The organism is Candidatus Nomurabacteria bacterium (assembly GCA_023898525.1).
Taxonomy (GTDB): Bacteria; Patescibacteriota; Minisyncoccia; order Phycocordibacterales; family UBA918; genus OLB19.
In genome coordinates, this window is record CP060227.1 from 981886 (window position 1) to 1000520 (window position 18635).

Below are 18635 nucleotides of genomic sequence, written 5' to 3' on the forward strand. Positions count from 1 at the left end.
GTTAATTGTATGGGGGAGTGAGAGATATGGCAAGTTTTGTAGTAAATATGAGCCGCGAATTTCATTCGCGGCTCAATATACAACTGGTTGAAATCAAATCAAAGCGACCAATTTTCCCATTCTGGAAATAATTCAAAATAATAATCAGGAACAGCTTTTTGCAGTTGTCTAAACGAAATCATTTCCGGGTTTGGACATCTCATGCAACGTCCGACAAAACCTACATACACTACACCTTCTTCATCGACAGGGGAGACGATTATATGTCCACCATCAGCCACTACATGCTCTAGAGCGTGTAGCTGGACTCCGCGATACATATTTTGGGTTACTTTGTCAGTTTCCTTGACTAAGGCATACCCTTCGTTTTCTTCTCCCGATCCTGCGCCGCCGTCTAAATACATAGAACAGCGGAGTGAGCCGGGTAGAGATTTTGGGACATTATCAGCACCACCAAATCTACCATCAGAAGTTACAAACCACTGATGATGAACAAGTCCACCCATTCCTACTTTATGATTTTGCCAAAGTTTGAAAGCATGATTGTCGTTGGGTAAGTTACCCCAAGGGAAAGGATAGCCTAGGTTGGCAGAAAGTAATTCACTGTGTGTGGCAAGTCTAAAACCGTCAGGAATAGTTTGCGATGGATTTCTTAGTATTACTAAGTTACCGCCGGGTAAAACAATCATTTCTTTACAGTTCATGATTAGACCTCTTTGTTTAAGATATGGAACAAAAAATAACCGTTACTATACTACTCTTTGCTTGTTTAAAATAAAATAGTGTTGTATTGTTACGACAACATGGAAAATAATCTATTACAAAATCTAGGTATCAGTCCAGAAGAAAATAAGCTTTATATAAGTATGCTTTCATCAGGGTCGGTGACAGCGGGGGAGTTGGCCAAGCAGACTGGCTTACCACGGCCGTCGGTCTACACCGTTTTAGACAGATTGATCACCAAAGGTTTGGTAACAGAATCAAGAAAAGATAATAAAAAGATCTTCAAACCGATTCATCCTGATAAGATAATTAATCTATTTGAAGAAAAGAAAAAAGATTTAGAATTGTCTGAAAGTGAATTTAAAAAAGCTTTACCTGATATCCGCTCACTATTAAGTGATTATTATGTGTCACCAAAGTTAGAAATTTTTGATACTAAAGAAAGTTTGGAAAGAGTGCTCAAGGATATGCTTTTGTATCGAAATATCGAGACTGAAGCCTTGTGGCCGATTCAAACTATGATTGAGACTCTGTCGCCACGCTTTTTTGACTTACACAATCGAGAGCGAATAAAGCGAAATATTTCAGTACGAGCGATTTGGCCGGAAAACCAAGTGGTCAATTTTAAAACCCATCCTTATCTAGGATCGGGCGAAGATTTTAACCGCGAGATAAGAATCGCTCCCGGTAACATTGATTTTTCCATGGGTTACTGGATTTATGGCAAGAAGATTGCTTTTTTATCCTCCAGACAGGAGAGTTTTGGTTTTATTATCGAAAGCGCTGAGTTGGCTAAGACCTTGCGGTCGCAATTTGATATTGTTTGGAAACAGTCTAGAGCGGTAAAAATGAAGCGGGGTGATGTGGAGAGGTTTGTGAGGTCGTTGAATTCTTGAATCCCCACCTGAAACGCACAAACCCGTGCTTGAATAGTTTTGTTAGAAACCAATTCAATAACACGGGAATATGCATCAGCATCTTAATCAATCAGACCGTGCTTGTATAGCCGCTCTTTTAAGAAAAGAATATTCATACAGTGCTATAGCTAGGGTACTTGAAGTACACCCAAGCACTATTAGTCGCGAAGTGAGAAGGAATAGCAGCGGAAGCTATAGAGTCCATCACGCACAGCGCTGTGCGAGATTGAGACGAGCAAACGCTCGGACAATGTATCGCACCATAGACACTAATGTGGTGCTAGAGCAGCACATCATCGATGGACTCAAACAAGATTGGTCGCCAGACCAAATAGTGGTGCGTTGCGGTGTTTCATCAGTGAGTTCAATCTATCGGTATTTAGAAAGACAGCCACACCTCAAGCAGTACCTGAGACGCGGTGGCAGACGCAGGCGAAAGTACGGTACCAAACGCATACCAAGCAGGTATCAAGCCAATAAACGTTCAATTCATGAGCGACCACCGATACAGAGTATCGGTCATTGGGAGGGTGATACCGTGCTCGGGAGTGAACGGAAGCTACGTATTGTGACGTACGTGGACAAAGTCAGTGGCTATTTGATTGCCGCAAAGACTTCAGGTGGTGCCGACGCGATACATGCGCAAGCTAGAAAACAGTTTAGACATATGCCGTGCAACTCAATCACTTATGATAATGGAACCGAGTTTGCCTTGCATCAGATGATTGAGCGAGACTGCAATACCAAAGTGTATTTCGCCGACCCAGGAGCACCACATCAACGTGGTGCAAATGAGAACTGCAATGGACTCTTGCGGCAGTATTTCCCGAAAGGCACATCGTTTGCTACGATAACTAACAGCGACGTGCAGCGTGCCGTTCGAAGACTAAACAACCGACCGCGCAAACGTCTCAACTATTTAACACCACGGGAATTCTTAGAAAAAGAAGGTGTGCATCTCAGGTGATTATTTACTATTAAATCTTGCGTAAACAACGTTTATGTGGTATAAAAGTAATGAATCTACTGGTCTTTTATAGATTTTTCTAAAACTTTTTGGAGAATAACATATGATTGAGTCAGAAAAACTGATAACAAAAGTTGGTCATCCTCAAAAATGGAATAAAGCAAATCGTGCTCGCATTGAAAAATATTATTCAATTTTTTGTGCGAAATCTTTACTTAACACTGTTATGGATCAAAATGAAGATGGGATTTGTGGTGGACCTGAGTTTGAGCTTGGGTTTGATCCTGAGGCTGAGTTTGGTCCTGATTATGAGTTTGATCCTGAGTTTAGCTGTGAGTCTGATGATGAACGCTGGCTGGAAAAAGTATTACCTGTTATTTGGTTATGTATACTTGATGGCGACGGCTTACCTGACGAAGACTTTGATACAAGTTATGTGTTGCAAGAATACGATTTGGCAAAACTTTCCTATATTTTTACTCTTTCCAAAGAAAAGAAGGATTATTATATAGGTTTTAAGGTCGCTGAACTATTTGTTCGTGCTAATCACTTCGATAAAATTTATGAATTACTTGAGTTGTGTATACGGTCCGGCTCTAGCTATTTGTATAGTACTGCAGCAGAAAGTATTCTATTTTTATGGGGTATAGAAGATCACTTTATTAAAGTGGACCGTACACAATCTTTAATTTGTATCATGATTGATAATTCTATGAATTATAATCTTGGTTTAGATGCAGCTGCTTTAATTTCTCTGATACAAGATGGTGACCTGAAAAAAAAGCTTGCTAGAAGTTTTCATGCGAAGTTTCTTTTTAATGGGGAGTTTTTAGATTACTTCAAATCCTTAGGTTTAATGAAGTTGATTAAGTCCTAAGATTGATTTGAATCAGCACCCGCAGAACAGAATTGTTTTGCGGGTTGTTTTATTATCACCCCTGTTTCAATAACTCCACCGCCACTTCTAAAGTCAAATCTTCGGTTTTGATTTCGTCAGGGATACTGATGCGTTTGAAGCCTTTTTTGAGATAGCGGCCGGATTTTGATTCGAAGACATTGACCAGCTTTCTGGTCGCTGGATTTACACCTAGCTCTTTAATCAAAGTTTCACCTTTACGGGTACCTTTTGGCTCTTTGTAGATTTCGAGCGCGCGTTCGTAGGTGACGGTGTAGGGGTTGTCATCACCTTTTAGAGAGCGAAAATCACCAGCGTGAGCCAAGTATGGACCGTACTGGCCGGTATTGGCTACGATAGGCTCACCAGTGGTAGGGTGCGCGCCTAGTTCGCGAGGCAGGGTTAGATACATCACTGCGTCTTTTAGAGTGACGTCTTCTGGCTTGACGCCAGCTGGTAGGGAAGCGCGTTTTGGTTTGGCTTGTTTTTTACCTTTTACTTTTTCCGGAGTTTCACCAAGTTGAACATAAGGGCCGAACTTTCCGTTCATAACAAAAATCGGTTCGCCAGTGTCTGGGTGGTTGCCGATTGGTTCGTCTGGTTTCATTTCGCTACCATCTATCAGTCTCGCTCCGTTACAATCAGGAAAGCGACTACAAGACAAGAAAGTTCCGGCTTTACCAAGCTTGATGATCATATCAGCACCACAATCCGGACAAGGAAAACCTTTTGGTCCTGGGCCGAGGTTGGTTAGTTTTTCGATATCTTCTTTATCGGCTACGGCCTTTTGGAATGGTTTATAAAAATCTTTTAGAGTCTTGGCGTACTCGCGGTCACCTTCGGCTATTTCGTCGAGCTCAGTTTCCATTTCACTGGTAAAGGTGTCGCTGATGTAGTCAGCAAAATGTTGCTCAAGGAATGAAGAAACCACGTCGCCGGTGTCGGTCGGAATCAGAGTACGACCTTCTTTGGTGACATAACCACGATCGGTAATAGTCTTCATAATAGAAGCGTAAGTAGATGGTCGGCCGATACCGCGTTTTTCGAGTTCTTTGATCAGACCAGCTTCGGTGTAGCGGTTTGGTGGTTGGGTTTGTTTGGCTTCGATGTCGATCTTCTTTAGATCAAGTGGGTCACCAGTGGTTAGTTTTGGCACTTCAGTATCTTCGCCACGAGCGGTAGTGTCGACCTTAAGCCAACCATCAAAAATAATGCGAGAACCGGTGACAGCAAAGTCAGGAATGGTTTCCTTAGCATTATCGATATTAGCGGTGATCTTGGTGCGTTTGGCGATCGCGTCAGACATTTGTGAGGCTACGGTACGTTTCCAGATTAATTCGTACAAAGCTTTTTGATCGGCGGTGCTACCGGCACTACGAATAGCAAAGTTGGTCGGGCGTACAGCTTCGTGGGCTTCTTGAGCGGATTTGCTCTTTGTTTTGTATTTTCGTGGTTGAACGTAGTCTTTACCATACTCTTTGTTTAGTAGAGCTAAGATTTGTTTTTCTGCAACGGCGCTGATGGTCGTACTGTCGGTACGCATGTAGGTGATATGTCCGGCTTCGTAGAGTTTTTGCGCCGCGCCCATGGTGCGAGATGGCGCAAAACCTAGGCGGGTTGAAGCGACCTGTTGCAAAGTAGAAGTAGTGAAAGGTGGACGCGGCGTACGCTTGACCTCGGTCTCTTTAAGACCGGTAACTTTCCATTTGTTAGCTTCACCGACTTTTTTGATTCTTTTTGATTCTTTCTGCTCCTTTGGCTCAACCGAACAAAGGAAAGGAATGTTAGTCTTACCAGCTTTCATGTCAGCGGTCAGGGTGAAGTAGTCTTCTGGGATAAAGGCGCGAATTTCTCGCTCGCGTTCCATCACGATACGAAGAGCCGGGGATTGTACGCGACCAGCCGATAGACCGTAGCGAACTTTTTTCCAGATAAGGCCAGATAGGTCGTAGCCTACTAGGCGGTCGAGTACGCGACGGGCTTCCTGGGCTTCTTTTAGGTGGAGGTCAATTTTGCGTGGATGAGCGATGGCTTCTTTGACAGCATCTTCGGTAATTTCGTTGAAAACCACTCGCTTGAGGTTTTTGTTTTCTTTTTTTATTAGTTCAGCCACGTGCCAAGCAATCGCCTCTCCTTCACGGTCGGGGTCGGAGGCGAGTAGTACGGCATCAGCTTTTTCGGCGGCGGCTTTTAATCCATCGATTACTTTGCCTTTACCGGGGGAAATAATGTAACGCGGTATAAAACCGCCCTCGATGTCGACGGCGTCAGTATTGCTTTTTGGTAGGTCGCGGACGTGTCCAATAGAGGACATAACCTTATAATCTTTGCCTAAATATTTTTCGATGGTCTTCGCCTTGGCTGGAGACTCAACGATTACTAAAGTTTGTTTACTCATATATTAGTCCTGTAACAAATACTAGGAATGAGGAATAAAGTCAACTGTTAGGGTGTTGAGGGGTGTTTAGAATAAATAAATATCGACATAATTTATTTGTTATGTTACCTTCTCTTCAGATTAACAAAGAGAGGTGATTAAAATGGCAGAAGCAAGAATAGGTTGCAATAATGATTTAAAAAACCAAGGAAAAGATTGTTATTATGTGTCTCGTGAGGAGTATAGTTTTAAAGTGAATAGAAATGTTTCTAAATATTTACATAGTGATGGTATTTGGAGAAGGAGTACATCGTAATTATTAACGATGAAGAAATTTTTTCTGGTTACTTTCCGACTAGAGAAAGTGCTCAGAAAGCTCTTGATAAAGCATCATAAATTTTAATACTATTTTCATTTGATTTCACAAAGAAAGCCATGTTCGCTACATGGCTTTTATTTTTTACCGATTCTACAACTCAGATACTAGATTTATAATGTGGTGAATCATACTTTACATACCCCTGCATTTCCATATTCATCAGCAATATTCCAGCTTCTGCAGTTGGGATATTTAGTTGTCTGATAAAGAAAAATGAGGAATAAAGTCAACTGATAGGGTGTTGAGGGATATCTAACATTATAAATTGTTGAAGTTCCTTGTTTAAAAAAACGCTTATATTCCGAATATTTGGATAATATAAGCGTTAGATATAAATATTATTTTAGTTTAATTAATTTTATTCTTTTTCTCATTCTTTCTTCTTCCTCTTTACGTATATCTTTGTAATACTGACCGCTTTTTCCATAATCTAAGGCATTTGCACATAAAAAAAGAAAACCTAAAAATAAAATAATGAAAATAGTAACCAAAAAACCTTCAAGTGAAATGGTTCCATTCATATTTCCCATTAAGTGAACGGGTGGTACTGGCATGGTTATACCCCTGTAGTTGTTTTTTATCAAAAGAATCCGATTGGGTTTTAGCACAATTGTTCTAAAAAGTAAACAACCAATAAATCTCAAATTGTACAATGATAGTAAGACATTTCACACTTTACATACCCCTGCATTTCCATATTCATCAGCAATATCCCAGCTTCCGCGACTGGGATATTTAGTTGTCTGATCAAGGTGTCGCGGTCGAGGGGTTCGTGGAGGAGTTTGATAACTTTTTCCTCGAGTTCTGAAAGTTTTGGTCTAGCTTTTTGCTCGGCTTTTTTCTCTTCTATATTTAAGGCAAGGAGGATGTCGCTAGCGTCGGTGACCATGGTGGCGCCGAGTTTTAGAAACTGGTGGGTACCATGAGAGTTTTTGGAAAAGATACTACCAGGGACAGCTAGTAGCTCGCGATTGTAGTCGACTGCCATACGGGCGGTGATTAGGGTGCCGGACTTGGCTCTGGCTTCTATTAGTATCGTAGCGTGTGCTAGACCGGCCATAAGACGGTTTCTTTGGGGGAAGGTCCACGGGGCGGAGGCGGTTGTAGGTGGTAATTCCGACATCAGACCGCCGCCGCCCTCCACAATCCTCCTTGCCAAACTCTTATGACTGGCAGGATATAAAACTTTTTCATCCAGTCCACTACCAGGTACGGCTAGGGTGTACAGATTATTCTTGAGGGCGGCTTCGTGCGCTAGTCCATCTATGCCGAGCGCGAGGCCGGACACAATCCCGACCGGGTAGCCAGCCAGTCCAGAAATAAGGTGCTCAACTACTTGCTTGCCGTAGGTGGTGTATTTTCGCGAGCCAACTACCGCTAGAAGCTTTAGTTCTCTCGGTGGCATTTGTCCTTGGTACCAAAGCTGCTTGGGCGGGTCGGGAATTTCGTGAAGAAGCCCAAGTCCTTTGTCTTTAAAATCACTGGGATTTAGTTCTTTTATCTCACTTTCCATAAATAAAGTTTAGCACGCTGTATGTTGATTATTTTAAATGGTAGATGTAGAGTAAGATAAGAATAAGTTCGTTTAATTTTGAGATATTCTTAAAAACTGAACTCGTTCTTTTTTGGAGATTCTTATGAATGGTACCAATATATTAAAGCTATTCACTACTGGAGAACAAATATATGATCGTGTTCGTACTTGGGATTTATCAAAGATAAAAGAATACGTTGTAAGTAAAGGGTTGTGTACAGATTCTGAAATAGACGCTATTGAAGCTGAGTATAAAAGATATTTGGCTATATGTTTTACGTTTCCGGAACAAGCATTCCCTACACCTGCAAAGATTGATATTTTGTGGCATCAACATATTTTGTTTACGCAAGACTATGCGGATATGTGTGAAATTACTGGCGGTCGTTTTTTACATCATTTCCCATTTAGTGATGACAAGATGTTTAGTTTACTTGATAATCAATTACTTAAACAAAAATATGTTGATATGTTCGGTGAAAAACCAAATAGTTTATGGGATTGTTAATGGTTTATGTAGCCCGAATCCAAATTGTGAGGGTAAATCCTAGTTAAAATATTTTCACTCTTGACTTTTTTGTTGAGAGTGAATTTATATATAATATATACAAATTATGAATACAAAATGGACAAGTTATTATTCAAATACAAATACAAAAAGCGCTCGTCCCTTGCTTGTTGAGGCCATGCCTTATGTAAATAATGGTAAATATGCACTTGATTTAGGTTGCGGTGCAGGTAACGATACTATTTTTTTAAGAGAAAACGGTTTTACTGTGACTAGTGTAGATAGTTCATTAGAAGTTAAAAAGTATATTCCGGATGTAATAATTTCTACTTTTGAGGATTTTTCTTTTTCCACTGATAAATACGATATTGTAAATGCTCAATATTCATTACCTTTTAATTCACCAGATAGTTTTCATAAAGTGTTTGATAAAATAACTAAGTCACTAAGGTTAGGAGGAATTTTTGTCGGTCAATTTTTTGGTGATAGTGATGAATGGTCCAAAAATAAAGACATGTCTTTCTATACAAAAGATAAAGTGTTGGAGTTTTTTAATCAGTATCATATCCATGTATTCAGAGAAAAAAAGGAGAATGGTAGATTGGCTTCTGGTGAAGCAAAATTTTGGCACGTTTTTAGTATTATTGCTGAAAAAACAAATTAAATTTATAGTTTAAAGATTTTCAGGTTAAGGTATAATCATAAAGATTAAAATAGGGCTATAATTGCATTTATGTTAGATATTAAATTTATTCGCGAAAACGCAGATTTGGTGAAAATGGCAGCCAAGAAAAAGAAGATCAATGTTGATATTGATAAGTTAATCAGTCTGGATGACCAACGGCGGGAGCTGATGACGGTGATTGAAGGGAAGCGGGCTGAACAAAACCGTGTATCAGCTGAAATTGCTCAGTCAGGAGCTGACGAGAATAAACGAAATGAATTGATCCGAGAAATGCAGGAGCTAAAGACTGATCTTCATATTAATGAAGAAGACTTGAAGCCGGTGATGAAAAAATGGCAAAAACTGATGCTACAGGTCCCAAATATTCCAGACATGTCTGTACCGGACGGCGATAGTGACGCAGATAATCAAGAAATCAAGACTTGGGGGGAGCAAACAAAGTTCTCGTTTGCGGCTAAAGACCATGTTGAGCTAATGACTAAGCATCAATTAGCGGATTTTGAGCGTGGTGTGAAGGTGCATGGTTTTCGTGGCTATTTCTTGCGCGGTGATGGAGCGCGTTTGTCTTGGGCGATTTGGAATTATGCCAATCAGTTTTTTCAGGCTAAGGGCTTTGAACCGCTGCTGGGTCCGACGATTGTGCGTAAAAGTAATTTATACGGTACCGGCCATCTACCAAACGATGCCGAGGATGTCTATAAGACTCAAGACGATGACTATTTAATCGGGACGAGCGAAGTGTCGACTATGGGCTTTTATGCTGATGAGATTATTGAGCAGTCACAATTCCCAATCAAATTCTTATCTTTCTCTCCTTGTTATCGACGAGAAGCCGGTAGTCATGGTAAAGACACAAAGGGTCTGATTCGAGTACATGAGTTTAACAAGGTGGAACAGGTGGTTTTTTGTGAAGCTTCACACGAGGAGAGTGTAAGATTGCATGAAGAAATTAATCGTAACACTGAAGAATTTATTGAATCTTTGGGTATTCCGTATCGCACGGTAGTGAACTGTGGTGGTGACTTGGGACAAGGACAAGTGAAGAAATATGATATTGAGCTTTGGGTACCAGGTGAGAAAACTTATCGAGAGATCAGCTCAGCTTCCTACTTCCACGACTTCCAAACTCGTCGCTTCAATATCCGCTATCGTGACGCTGAGGGTAAGATGCGCTACGCTCACTCTCTAAACTGTACTGCCATCCCAACTCCGCGTATCTTGGTCTCCTTGATCGAAAACTTCCAGCAAGAAGACGGTTCAATCGTGATACCGGAAGCGCTACGACCATTTATGGGTAAGGATAAGATCGGATAGTATGGCAACAATTGAAGATTTTGAAAAGGTTGATATCAGACTAGGGAAGATTGTCGAGGTGCAGGATTTTCCGGAGGCGCGCAAACCAGCGTACAAACTAAAGATTGATTTTGGTGAGGAAATAGGTGTGAAAAATTCGAGTGTACAGCTCGTGGGTACTTATGAAAAAACGGAACTGGAAGGGCTTTTAGTAGCGTGCGTGGTAAACTTTCCACCTAGACAAGTTGGTCCGTTTATCTCTGAGGTTCTGACTTTAGGCTTTAAAAATCAGGCTGGTGACGGGTATGTGTTGGTGACTCCATCTAAGGAGACGGTAAGGGTGGGTGATAGGCTGTGTTAAAAAACTCCCAGGGTAAACCGAGAGTTTGTGTTCAACAATAATTTATTCAATTTGCTCTCGCTCTTTGCGAGAGGTGAATAACCAAATGAGAATAAATAATATGTAAATTGCAATTCCAGATAATACTACCTTAAATTGGTCTAACATTCTTCTTTCTCCTTGTACATTACTCAATCTCGGCTTCGCCAAAAAATCCTGCAATTTTTTTTGGTGCGACAAGAATAATTACTGATAGTAACAAAAGTGCTGCTAAAGCCTTGTAGTCATATTTAAAGATCATTTGATGCCTCCCAGTAGAAATTTACTGTGATTTATTTATAACACATCTACAGATTATGTAAAGCGTTTTTTGAGCAAATAGGGTGTTTTTGAAAAGATGGCAAGGATTTTGGTCCTTGTATTTACCAGATTACAAAGTGATAATCATGTCGCTATTGGATTTATTTTAAGAATCGTGGTATAAACCAAAAGTATTCATAACTCTCAAAAAGGAGGAAGACATGAATATATTGAAGATATTGGTCTCTAACCGGATAGCCCTTGCACATTCAATAGTGTTTTTATGCACAGGGAGTCTTATACTTAGTTCATGGTTTAGCACACCGCTACCATTTATCGGGTATGTTCTTTATCTGATTATAATTAATTATGCAGAGTATGTTCACTGGCGGGATATGAACCCAGTTCCTCTAAATAAACGCTAATTCTAGTTCAAAAACTAGTTAAAGTCCTTGATATTTTTATTGGGGACTTTGTTTTTTATTAAAGTAAGTATAAGCCTAAAAGTACAAACGGTAATAAACGAAAAAGCCGGCTCCTAAAAATACAGTGCCGGCTTTTGCTTTGTCTCATGATTCCTCTATCATCTTTACCTCTGCGATGGCAGCGGCGGTTTCAATGGTTTTGAAACTTTGCGCAGCGGCAGAGTTAAGAGAGGTAAATGCTTCGGTGAAGAAGTGAGACAAAGCCCATAGAATTATAATAAAACCAATTGCTTTAAACATATTTGTGGATGTTAAGACCCCGACGACACTTGTTATTAATAAGTGTCAAAAATAATAAAGATGGGGCGCAATTGATTTGAAGAACCAGCTGACGGCAATATACCACAAATTTTAAATATTGCAACTGTAAAGTCCTGAATTCTCACCCTAATTGCACAATCCTTTGCACCCTAATTGCACAGGTCAAGATGACATACATACTGCTTTTGTATGTCACACAAACAAATAGGACCGGAAGACTGGCCGGTTATTTCACGTATGCTCAAAGCGGGATACTCAGGAGTGGAGATTGCGCACATTATCAACAAAGATCCAAGTGCGGTTAATAGACATATTAAAGCGTATGGTGGTCGGGATAGATACGATGCTCGCGAGGTTCGCAGAAAGAAAAAACAGGCACGTATCATTGCTATGGAAGGTACTAGAATACTCAAAGGAGTATTATTACGAGAAGTGAAACGATTATTAAAACAACACTACTCACCGGAACAGATAGTCGGAGTACGTGATGACATCTCTGCGAGCACTATCTACCGATACATTAACGAACGAGCTCCACACCTTAAACAATTTCTTCGTTCTCAGAAAGGCAAGTATCGGCGCAAACGAGGCACCAAAATACGTGAAAAAGTTCGTGAAAGAGCCAAGAAACGTCGTATTGATGAACGACCGCCCATTATTGAACGTCGCTCCCGTTTGGGAGATTGGGAGGGAGATACTATGCTGGGAAGAGACAAACGAGTACGTATTGTCACCTTCGTTGATCGCAGAAGCGGGTATCTAATTGCGTATCTTCTGCCAAAATTAAATGCTACTTTACTCACTAAACTGGCGGTGGAAAAATTCAGGCGTATACCCAAAAACAAACGAAAGACCGCTACCTTTGATAACGGTACCGAGTTCAGTGACTGGGAACGGTTTGAGAAACAAACGAGTATGACTGTGTACTTTGCTTATCCATACCACTCTTGGGAGCGTGGTACCAATGAAAATACTAACGGGCTACTTCGACAATATTTTCCGAAAGACTTGGATTTCAACACCATTACTCCACAAGAACTTTCTGAAGCGGTTCGTCGTATAAATCATCGTCCTAGAAAGAGACATAATTTCAAGTCTCCACATCAGATATTTTGGAAGTGATGGTCTGTGCAATTAGGGTGGTGATTCAAGAGTGTATTGGTAACTAGACTAATTAAAATCAAGTAAAATAAGGGAATAACGGAGGTGCTACCTTAAAGAGGAGCGATGAGCGACGGGGAAAGGTTGTTCCTCGGTTATTTTCTATACAAATTAATTAGCACAGGTGCCTTTCTAGTATTCTATATACTCTGAATATTCAGCTACCGCCACACACTTTTCGTGTGATAACATAAGCGGATGAAGTTTAGTCGTGCGAAGAAAAAAAAGACCTATTTAGCACCCGAGAAGTGGCTTATTATTAAGCAGATTGCGTTAGGGGTGCTTTTGTTTACTCTACTTGGTCTTATAATTACCGGTGTTTGGTATGGTACTCGTGTTTCTTCCTTAACGATTAGCGATGTGACTGTGTCCGACGGTCAAACGATTCGTGCGGAAACAGTTAAAAAGATAGCTGCGCAGGAATTGGTTGGTGAATATTGGCATTTAGTGCCACGGCAATTTTCTTGGTTTTATCCTCAAGAAGATATCATAGAAAAGGTACAGGAAATTGAACGTATTAAGGATGTGGCGGTGGAAAGAGTTTCGGGAACAGAGATCCGTATAACTTTTAGTGAATATGAGCCAGACGCATTGTGGTGTGATGAAGACGACGGCGAGTGTCACTTTCTAGATGACCGGGGCTTTGCCTTCGGCAAAGCCCCGGCTCTAGCCGGTGAAAGTCTTCTTCGCTACTACAAAGCGGGCGAAGGGCCTCGTGCACAAGAAAACATCACTACCACTCTGGATTATTTGAGCACAAAGAAGATGGTTGACTTACTAAAAGATATTGATTGGTATGTAAACAGGGTTGAGATTGATGCGGTTCGCGATGTATTTTATTCATTGTCCGGTGACAGTGAACTTCGTGCTTCTCTTACAGATGATCCGATTGAGACTTTCGATTACTTTCAAACCCTTATCCGCTCTGAGGAATTTACTCATCTAAAACCCGGTAATTTTAAGTATGTCGACCTGCGCTTCGGCGAGAAATTGTATGTTAATGAAGAGGTGGGTGTGGAGGATGAAGTGGCCAGTAGTACCGATCCTGTGAACGAAGAAATGTCTGAGTTGCTGGAAGAAGTGGATGAGGAGGAATAACTGGGAGAAGTTGACACTCAGTGATAATAAACTATTCTTTACACAGCTTGGTCTGGATGGAGGTCTTAGATAATGAAGCTTAAACTAAACAAATGCCCTCACTGTGCCGCTCCACAACTTTATAAGAGCCAGGAAGTGGTTTTGATAAAAAGTGAACCAAAGGTTGGTGGTAACGGAACGGACTTTTGGGTTGAGTGCGGTTGTTGTAGGACGCGGTCTGGGAAGTGGGATACAGAGCATAAAGCACAATATCATTGGAATAGAAGAAATAAGGAATATGATTCTAGTGAGTTGGCAGAGTGTGGTTTTTTGTAAATTTAGAGATAAAAAAGTAAACGCTGGTTTTAAACAAATCAAAACCAGCGTTTTCATATTATATTGACACTGCTCGATATTAAGTGTACTTTTTTGGCAGATGTAAATGTAGAAAATAATTCTAAATATCCTAAAAAGGAGGACTGATATGGATATTAATCGTACTTTGACTTACTGTTTTATCTACTTAATGTTTGTATTTACATTTTTTCAGATCTGGGAACCTGTGTTTACTGAGTATTCCAGACAGAAAGACAAAGCAACGGAAGAAATGTATGCGCTTGTACCAGACATTAGTTTGGTTCAGTTGCAGGATAATTTGAGTGAGATAAGATGCTTACTGGATAATGGTGTTGGAAGTCGTCCAGAAGCAAAATTCGAAACTCTTTTTCTAATAGAGAAATCTGAACAGTCTATTGCAAAAATGACGTGGCAGGCAAGAACAAAAGGCTATAGCTTTGAAAAACTTCAGTATTATCAAGAGGTTTTGTCTCACTACCGGTATGAATTTAGTAGTCTTCAAAAGTACTACCAGGCTGAATTCGGAGTAGATAAAATGATGAGTGCTGGTAAGGATTATCTGACTCGTACTGATGGAGGGGTAAAGAAGTATCCTGTAATTGACTATTCGACAGTCCAACCTTTGTTTCTACAGGCGTACGTTCATACAATCGTGCCTGCAATGCTCTTTTTTATGCTTCGTCTTTATCAAAAAGGACTTAGTGTTGCTTTGGAGCTTTGGAGGGTGATGTTGTGGTCTTTGATATGGTTTGTTGGTGTATGGAAATACCCAAGAAACATTCTTAGAGCTGAGCAATTGCGAAGTATGTGCAGGTTTGTTGGTGGTCTAATCTCTGTATTAGTGTCTATATTGCCAATGTCTAGTCTAGTGAAGGCGGCTGATAAAAAAAGGTAGGCCTAAGCAAGATGAATCATCTGTGCAGCTTGATAATTATGCTTTTGCTGACATTGTGACTGGTCCAAGCTTGAGCGACGGTTTTTTTGCAAGGACTACACGTCTAGGTACTACGGTAAACACCCTAACTCCATTTGGTTTTCGGGGTGAAGTAGAGCTTATCGATATTGATAAGTCGGGAAGTAATTTCCTAAGACAGGCTTACTTTCAGTACGATACTGGTTCGTGGAAACATAGGTTGGGGCGATTGTTTCTCGGGGCTGGTTTTTCTACACCACCACCGTTTAAATTAAGGACAGTTAATTATCCAGGTTCTCCATACAATTTACATGCATGGGGAATACAAACACTCGGCAATCTTTCAGATACTACAAGCGCTGTACTGGATATTTCTACTAGAAGCGGAGTAGCTTTTTCGGATCCAGGTAGTTTTGGTGGATTGGAAGCTTCGGGAAGGATTCAGTATGAAATAAATTCTTCTTCTCTAGCTCCTTCTTTTCAAGTTGGGCAAGGTTTCTACCGTGTAGGGATTGATGGTACTTATAAGTTTTCAGATAAGTTTGATGCTTATGGTGCTGTTCATTTGGCAAAAGAGGGTGGATTGTTGAAAAAAATTGGACATCTGTTCGTAGGCTGGAAAGTATTTAAGGGTGTTGAACTTCATACTCAAATAATCTATCGTCAAAAGCAGAGTATTTGGTGGACTAATGGTATCAGGCTGTCGGATCCTTCTGATAAGTTTTCGATAACTTTGGACCATGAACATTCTTTGGTGGAAGGGGTACCTTCAGGAACCTTTGTCCGCCTTCAGTTTGTTTATTAAGAAAACAATAAGTTTTAAAAGGTGAACAGCATCTCGTGCTTTTTGGCGAGGTGCTGTTTTTTCTTAAATGGTAGACACGTCATTGACAGTTTTAATAAATAATGTGATTATATCAGGCGTATTTTTAAAAAGGAGTACCTTAATGTTTTTTGGTTATGCTAAGTTTATGCAAGACGAGTGGCCCAGCATAGAGCTTGTGATAGATGGAATGGGAGGGGTAGAAGTTGTTTTGGTTGATGATGAGCTTATAAAAGCGGCTTCAAAACTTATTTATGAATACCGTAAATTGAATGGTGTAAAAGATTATAACGAAGCTGAATATCGTAGATTAAAACGTCATAATAATGAACATACCTATACTTTTAATAGTGAATATAGTTTTAAAAGTATGCGTATGCATGCCGCACAAAAGCTTAAACAAGAAATTAATGTATGTAAAAAACTTTTGAAAATTAGAAGAAACGTTACTAGGCATTATGCTAAGAAATACGATTCCATTTTCGAAAAAATAACTATAGATCTACAAAGAAAGGAAGAGGTTATGAAAAGAGTAAAAGAGGTTTTAGATACCTCTGAGATTTATGAACTTGAATAATTCATCCTTTTAATTAACGAATCACATGACTTAGCTGGTTGTGTGATTTTTTATTATTTCTATAGAATATCCTTTTGAATTATGGTAAAACAAACATCTATGAACTTCTGGGAAAAGTTACCAAAACCTTTTTATATATTGGCGCCGATGGCGGATGTTACGGACGCGCCTTTTCGGCGTGTGATCGCCAAATACAGCGCGCATAAGCGGGCAGATGGAACCGACGGTGGTCCTGACGTGACTTTTACTGAGTTTGTGTCGGCAGATGGCTTGGCGCGAGCGACTCCAGAGGGAAAAAAGAAGCTAATGGCCGATCTCATTTATACTGATACAGAGCGACCGATTGTAGCGCAGCTTTTTACTAGCAATGAAGAACATATGGAGGCAGCGGCTAGGCTATGTCGTGAGCTGGGGTTTGATGGGGTGGATATCAATATGGGTTGTCCAGATCGGTCAATCGAAAAGCAGGGTTGTGGCTCAGCGATGATAAAAAATCCAGAAGTAGCAAAGAAGATTATTCGGGCGGCCAAGCGTGGGGCAAAGATGGGTGAGATAGACGGAATTCCGGTGTCAGTCAAAACTCGCCTTGGCTACAACCGTGACCAGCTGGAGGAATGGTTGCCGGTAATCTTGGAAGAAAAACCTGCAACTATTATCCTTCATGGCCGGACTCGTAAAGAAATGAGTAAAGTACCAGCACGTTGGGAAAGGATAAAGCGAGCGGTTGAGCTTCGTGATGAACTACAAAAGGGTCTTGAACATAAGACATTGATTGTTGGTAATGGGGATGCTTTGTCGCTCGAAGATGCGCGCCAGAAAGCGGAGCTTTCTGACGCTGACGGAGTAATGCTCGGTCGAGCGGTTTTTGGTAATCCGTGGCTATTTCATCCGGAAAAAGACGCTAGTAATGTGCCTATAGAAGAAAAACTACGGGTGATGGTAGAACACTCGGAATTATTTGCTGGACTTCTACCTTTCAAAAACTTTTCTATTATGAAAAAACATTACAAAGCCTATGTTAAAGACTTTCCTGGAGCGCATGAACTTAGAAATAAGTTAATGGAACAAAATACCGCGGGTGAGGTAAAAGAGGTGGTTGGAGATTTTCTGTTAACCAGGTAATTGCTGTGCAGGGTTTTCCACCACTGTTTTACATAACTACTTTGAATACTTGTTAGAATATACTGAAGATGGATGAAATATTGCACGCCAACATTTTTTTCTTTGTTGCTACTGTAGCGACGGTTGTTTTTATGATATTGATTTCTGTTATTCTCTATCATGTTCTAAGGATAATCAAATCTATCAGGCGTATTATTGAAAAAATTGAAGCTGGAAGTGAAATCTTGGCTGGTGATATCTCTGATCTTAGAGCGCAGTTTATGAATGGTGGGTTTATTTCTCGTCTCCTGGCACTCTTTATGGGCTTTAGCAATTCTTACCATAGTGACGACGATGAGGAAGAGGATCGGCCAAAAAGGCGATCTTCAAGAAAGAGAAGGGCTAGAGTAAGAGACGCAGATGATGAATAATTTTAATAATTTTTAATATTTAAATTTAAGTATGGCAACAAACAAGAAGGGGGGTAATAAAGATAACGGACTAGGAGTGGCAGTAGGACTGGGAGCGGTGGCAGCGGCTGTCGGGGCGTACTTTATGTATGGTAGTAAAAAAGCGGCTAAGAACCGCAAGGCGGTAAAGAGTTGGATGTTCAAAGCAAAAGCAGATGTTTTGGAAGCGCTTGAGAATACGCAAGACATGACCAAGAAAGAGTACGAAAAATTAATTGATACCGTTGGTACTTCATATGCCAATATTCAGAGTGCCACTAAAACAGATTTGGCTGGTTTTAAAAAAGAAATGAAAGAACACTGGCTTGAAATTGCTAAGACAGCAGCACCAAAGAAAGCTCCGGCTAAGAAAAAGCCAGCTAAAAAAGCAGCACCAAAGAAAGCTCCAGCTAAAAAAGCAGCTAAGAAGGAATAAATTATTAGATTTAAAAAGAACCGCGCCGTAGGCGCGGTTCTTTTTAAATACACACCCTGTTTTTCATCCTGAATCAC

The 18635-nt window shown here is 40.4% G+C and carries 20 protein-coding genes; 15 read left to right on the plus strand and 5 right to left on the minus strand.

Features of this window, described 5'->3' with window-relative positions; all coding sequences use genetic code 11:
• Positions 1–98: 98 nt before the first annotated feature.
• Positions 99–704, minus strand: a complete 606-nt coding sequence (locus tag H6779_04890) for a hypothetical protein (GenBank protein ID USN87704.1) — start codon at positions 702–704, stop codon at positions 99–101.
• A gap of 99 nt (positions 705–803) precedes the next feature.
• Between H6779_04890 and H6779_04895 the strand changes: the two genes are divergently transcribed.
• From H6779_04895 to H6779_04905, 3 genes are all read left to right on the plus strand, one after another.
• Positions 804–1619, plus strand: coding sequence for a helix-turn-helix domain-containing protein (locus H6779_04895; protein ID USN87705.1), 816 nt, complete (start codon positions 804–806; stop codon positions 1617–1619).
• Positions 1620–1689: 70 nt separating this feature from the next.
• Positions 1690–2607 (plus strand): IS30 family transposase, encoded by a 918-nt coding sequence (locus tag H6779_04900; GenBank protein ID USN87706.1) that lies wholly within the window; start codon positions 1690–1692, stop codon positions 2605–2607.
• A gap of 103 nt (positions 2608–2710) precedes the next feature.
• Complete coding sequence (locus H6779_04905; GenBank protein USN87707.1) at positions 2711–3484, plus strand: hypothetical protein; 774 nt, start codon at positions 2711–2713, stop codon at positions 3482–3484.
• Between the two features lie 55 nt (positions 3485–3539).
• Here H6779_04905 and topA read toward each other — a convergent pair whose 3' ends face one another.
• From topA to dprA, 3 genes are all read right to left on the minus strand, one after another.
• Positions 3540–5900, minus strand: coding sequence for a type I DNA topoisomerase (gene topA / locus H6779_04910; GenBank protein USN87708.1), 2361 nt, complete (start codon positions 5898–5900; stop codon positions 3540–3542).
• A gap of 696 nt (positions 5901–6596) precedes the next feature.
• Positions 6597–6902 carry a hypothetical protein gene (locus H6779_04915; protein ID USN87709.1) on the minus strand — a complete coding sequence of 102 codons (306 nt, stop codon included), beginning with the start codon at positions 6900–6902 and terminating at the stop codon, positions 6597–6599.
• On the minus strand, positions 6899–7771 hold the full coding sequence (dprA, locus tag H6779_04920) for a DNA-protecting protein DprA (GenBank protein USN87710.1): 873 nt from the start codon (positions 7769–7771) through the stop codon (positions 6899–6901). Before dprA ends, H6779_04915 begins: the two co-directional genes overlap by 4 nt.
• Positions 7772–7895: 124 nt before the next feature.
• Here dprA and H6779_04925 point away from each other — a divergent pair, with 124 nt between their 5' ends.
• The 4 genes from H6779_04925 to H6779_04940 all read left to right on the plus strand — a co-directional run bounded on the left by H6779_04925 (position 7896) and on the right by H6779_04940 (position 10639).
• Positions 7896–8300, plus strand: coding sequence for a hypothetical protein (locus H6779_04925; protein ID USN87711.1), 405 nt, complete (start codon positions 7896–7898; stop codon positions 8298–8300).
• 106 nt (positions 8301–8406) lie between these two features.
• Positions 8407–8964 (plus strand): methyltransferase domain-containing protein, encoded by a 558-nt coding sequence (locus H6779_04930; GenBank protein ID USN87712.1) that lies wholly within the window; start codon positions 8407–8409, stop codon positions 8962–8964.
• 69 nt (positions 8965–9033) lie between these two features.
• Positions 9034–10299 carry a serine--tRNA ligase gene (gene serS, locus H6779_04935; GenBank protein ID USN87713.1) on the plus strand — a complete coding sequence of 422 codons (1266 nt, stop codon included), beginning with the start codon at positions 9034–9036 and terminating at the stop codon, positions 10297–10299.
• A 1-nt stretch (position 10300) separates the two neighbouring features.
• A complete protein-coding gene (locus tag H6779_04940; GenBank protein ID USN87714.1) occupies positions 10301–10639 on the plus strand; it encodes a tRNA-binding protein in 339 nt (112 codons plus the stop codon).
• An 848-nt stretch (positions 10640–11487) separates the two neighbouring features.
• On the opposite strand, the gene H6779_04945 is transcribed toward H6779_04940, so the two are convergent.
• The gene (locus tag H6779_04945; GenBank protein ID USN87715.1) at positions 11488–11643 is read right to left on the minus strand and encodes a hypothetical protein; all 156 of its coding nucleotides are present in this window, start codon (positions 11641–11643) and stop codon (positions 11488–11490) included.
• A 210-nt stretch (positions 11644–11853) separates the two neighbouring features.
• Here H6779_04945 and H6779_04950 point away from each other — a divergent pair, with 210 nt between their 5' ends.
• From H6779_04950 to H6779_04985, 8 genes are all read left to right on the plus strand, one after another.
• Positions 11854–12786: an IS30 family transposase gene (locus H6779_04950; protein ID USN87716.1), complete on the plus strand. Its 933-nt coding sequence runs from the start codon at positions 11854–11856 to the stop codon at positions 12784–12786.
• Positions 12787–13023: 237 nt separating this feature from the next.
• The gene (locus H6779_04955; GenBank protein USN87717.1) at positions 13024–13923 is read left to right on the plus strand and encodes a hypothetical protein; all 900 of its coding nucleotides are present in this window, start codon (positions 13024–13026) and stop codon (positions 13921–13923) included.
• A 463-nt stretch (positions 13924–14386) separates the two neighbouring features.
• Positions 14387–15154, plus strand: coding sequence for a hypothetical protein (locus H6779_04960; GenBank protein USN87718.1), 768 nt, complete (start codon positions 14387–14389; stop codon positions 15152–15154).
• A 22-nt stretch (positions 15155–15176) separates the two neighbouring features.
• On the plus strand, positions 15177–15977 hold the full coding sequence (locus H6779_04965; GenBank protein ID USN87719.1) for a hypothetical protein: 801 nt from the start codon (positions 15177–15179) through the stop codon (positions 15975–15977).
• Between the two features lie 166 nt (positions 15978–16143).
• Positions 16144–16572: a hypothetical protein gene (locus H6779_04970; protein USN87720.1), complete on the plus strand. Its 429-nt coding sequence runs from the start codon at positions 16144–16146 to the stop codon at positions 16570–16572.
• An 81-nt stretch (positions 16573–16653) separates the two neighbouring features.
• Complete coding sequence (locus H6779_04975; GenBank protein USN87721.1) at positions 16654–17694, plus strand: tRNA-dihydrouridine synthase; 1041 nt, start codon at positions 16654–16656, stop codon at positions 17692–17694.
• Between the two features lie 68 nt (positions 17695–17762).
• The gene (locus H6779_04980) at positions 17763–18104 is read left to right on the plus strand and encodes a hypothetical protein (GenBank protein ID USN87722.1); all 342 of its coding nucleotides are present in this window, start codon (positions 17763–17765) and stop codon (positions 18102–18104) included.
• Between the two features lie 31 nt (positions 18105–18135).
• On the plus strand, positions 18136–18558 hold the full coding sequence (locus H6779_04985; protein USN87723.1) for a hypothetical protein: 423 nt from the start codon (positions 18136–18138) through the stop codon (positions 18556–18558).
• The last annotated feature ends 77 nt before the right edge of the window (positions 18559–18635 follow it).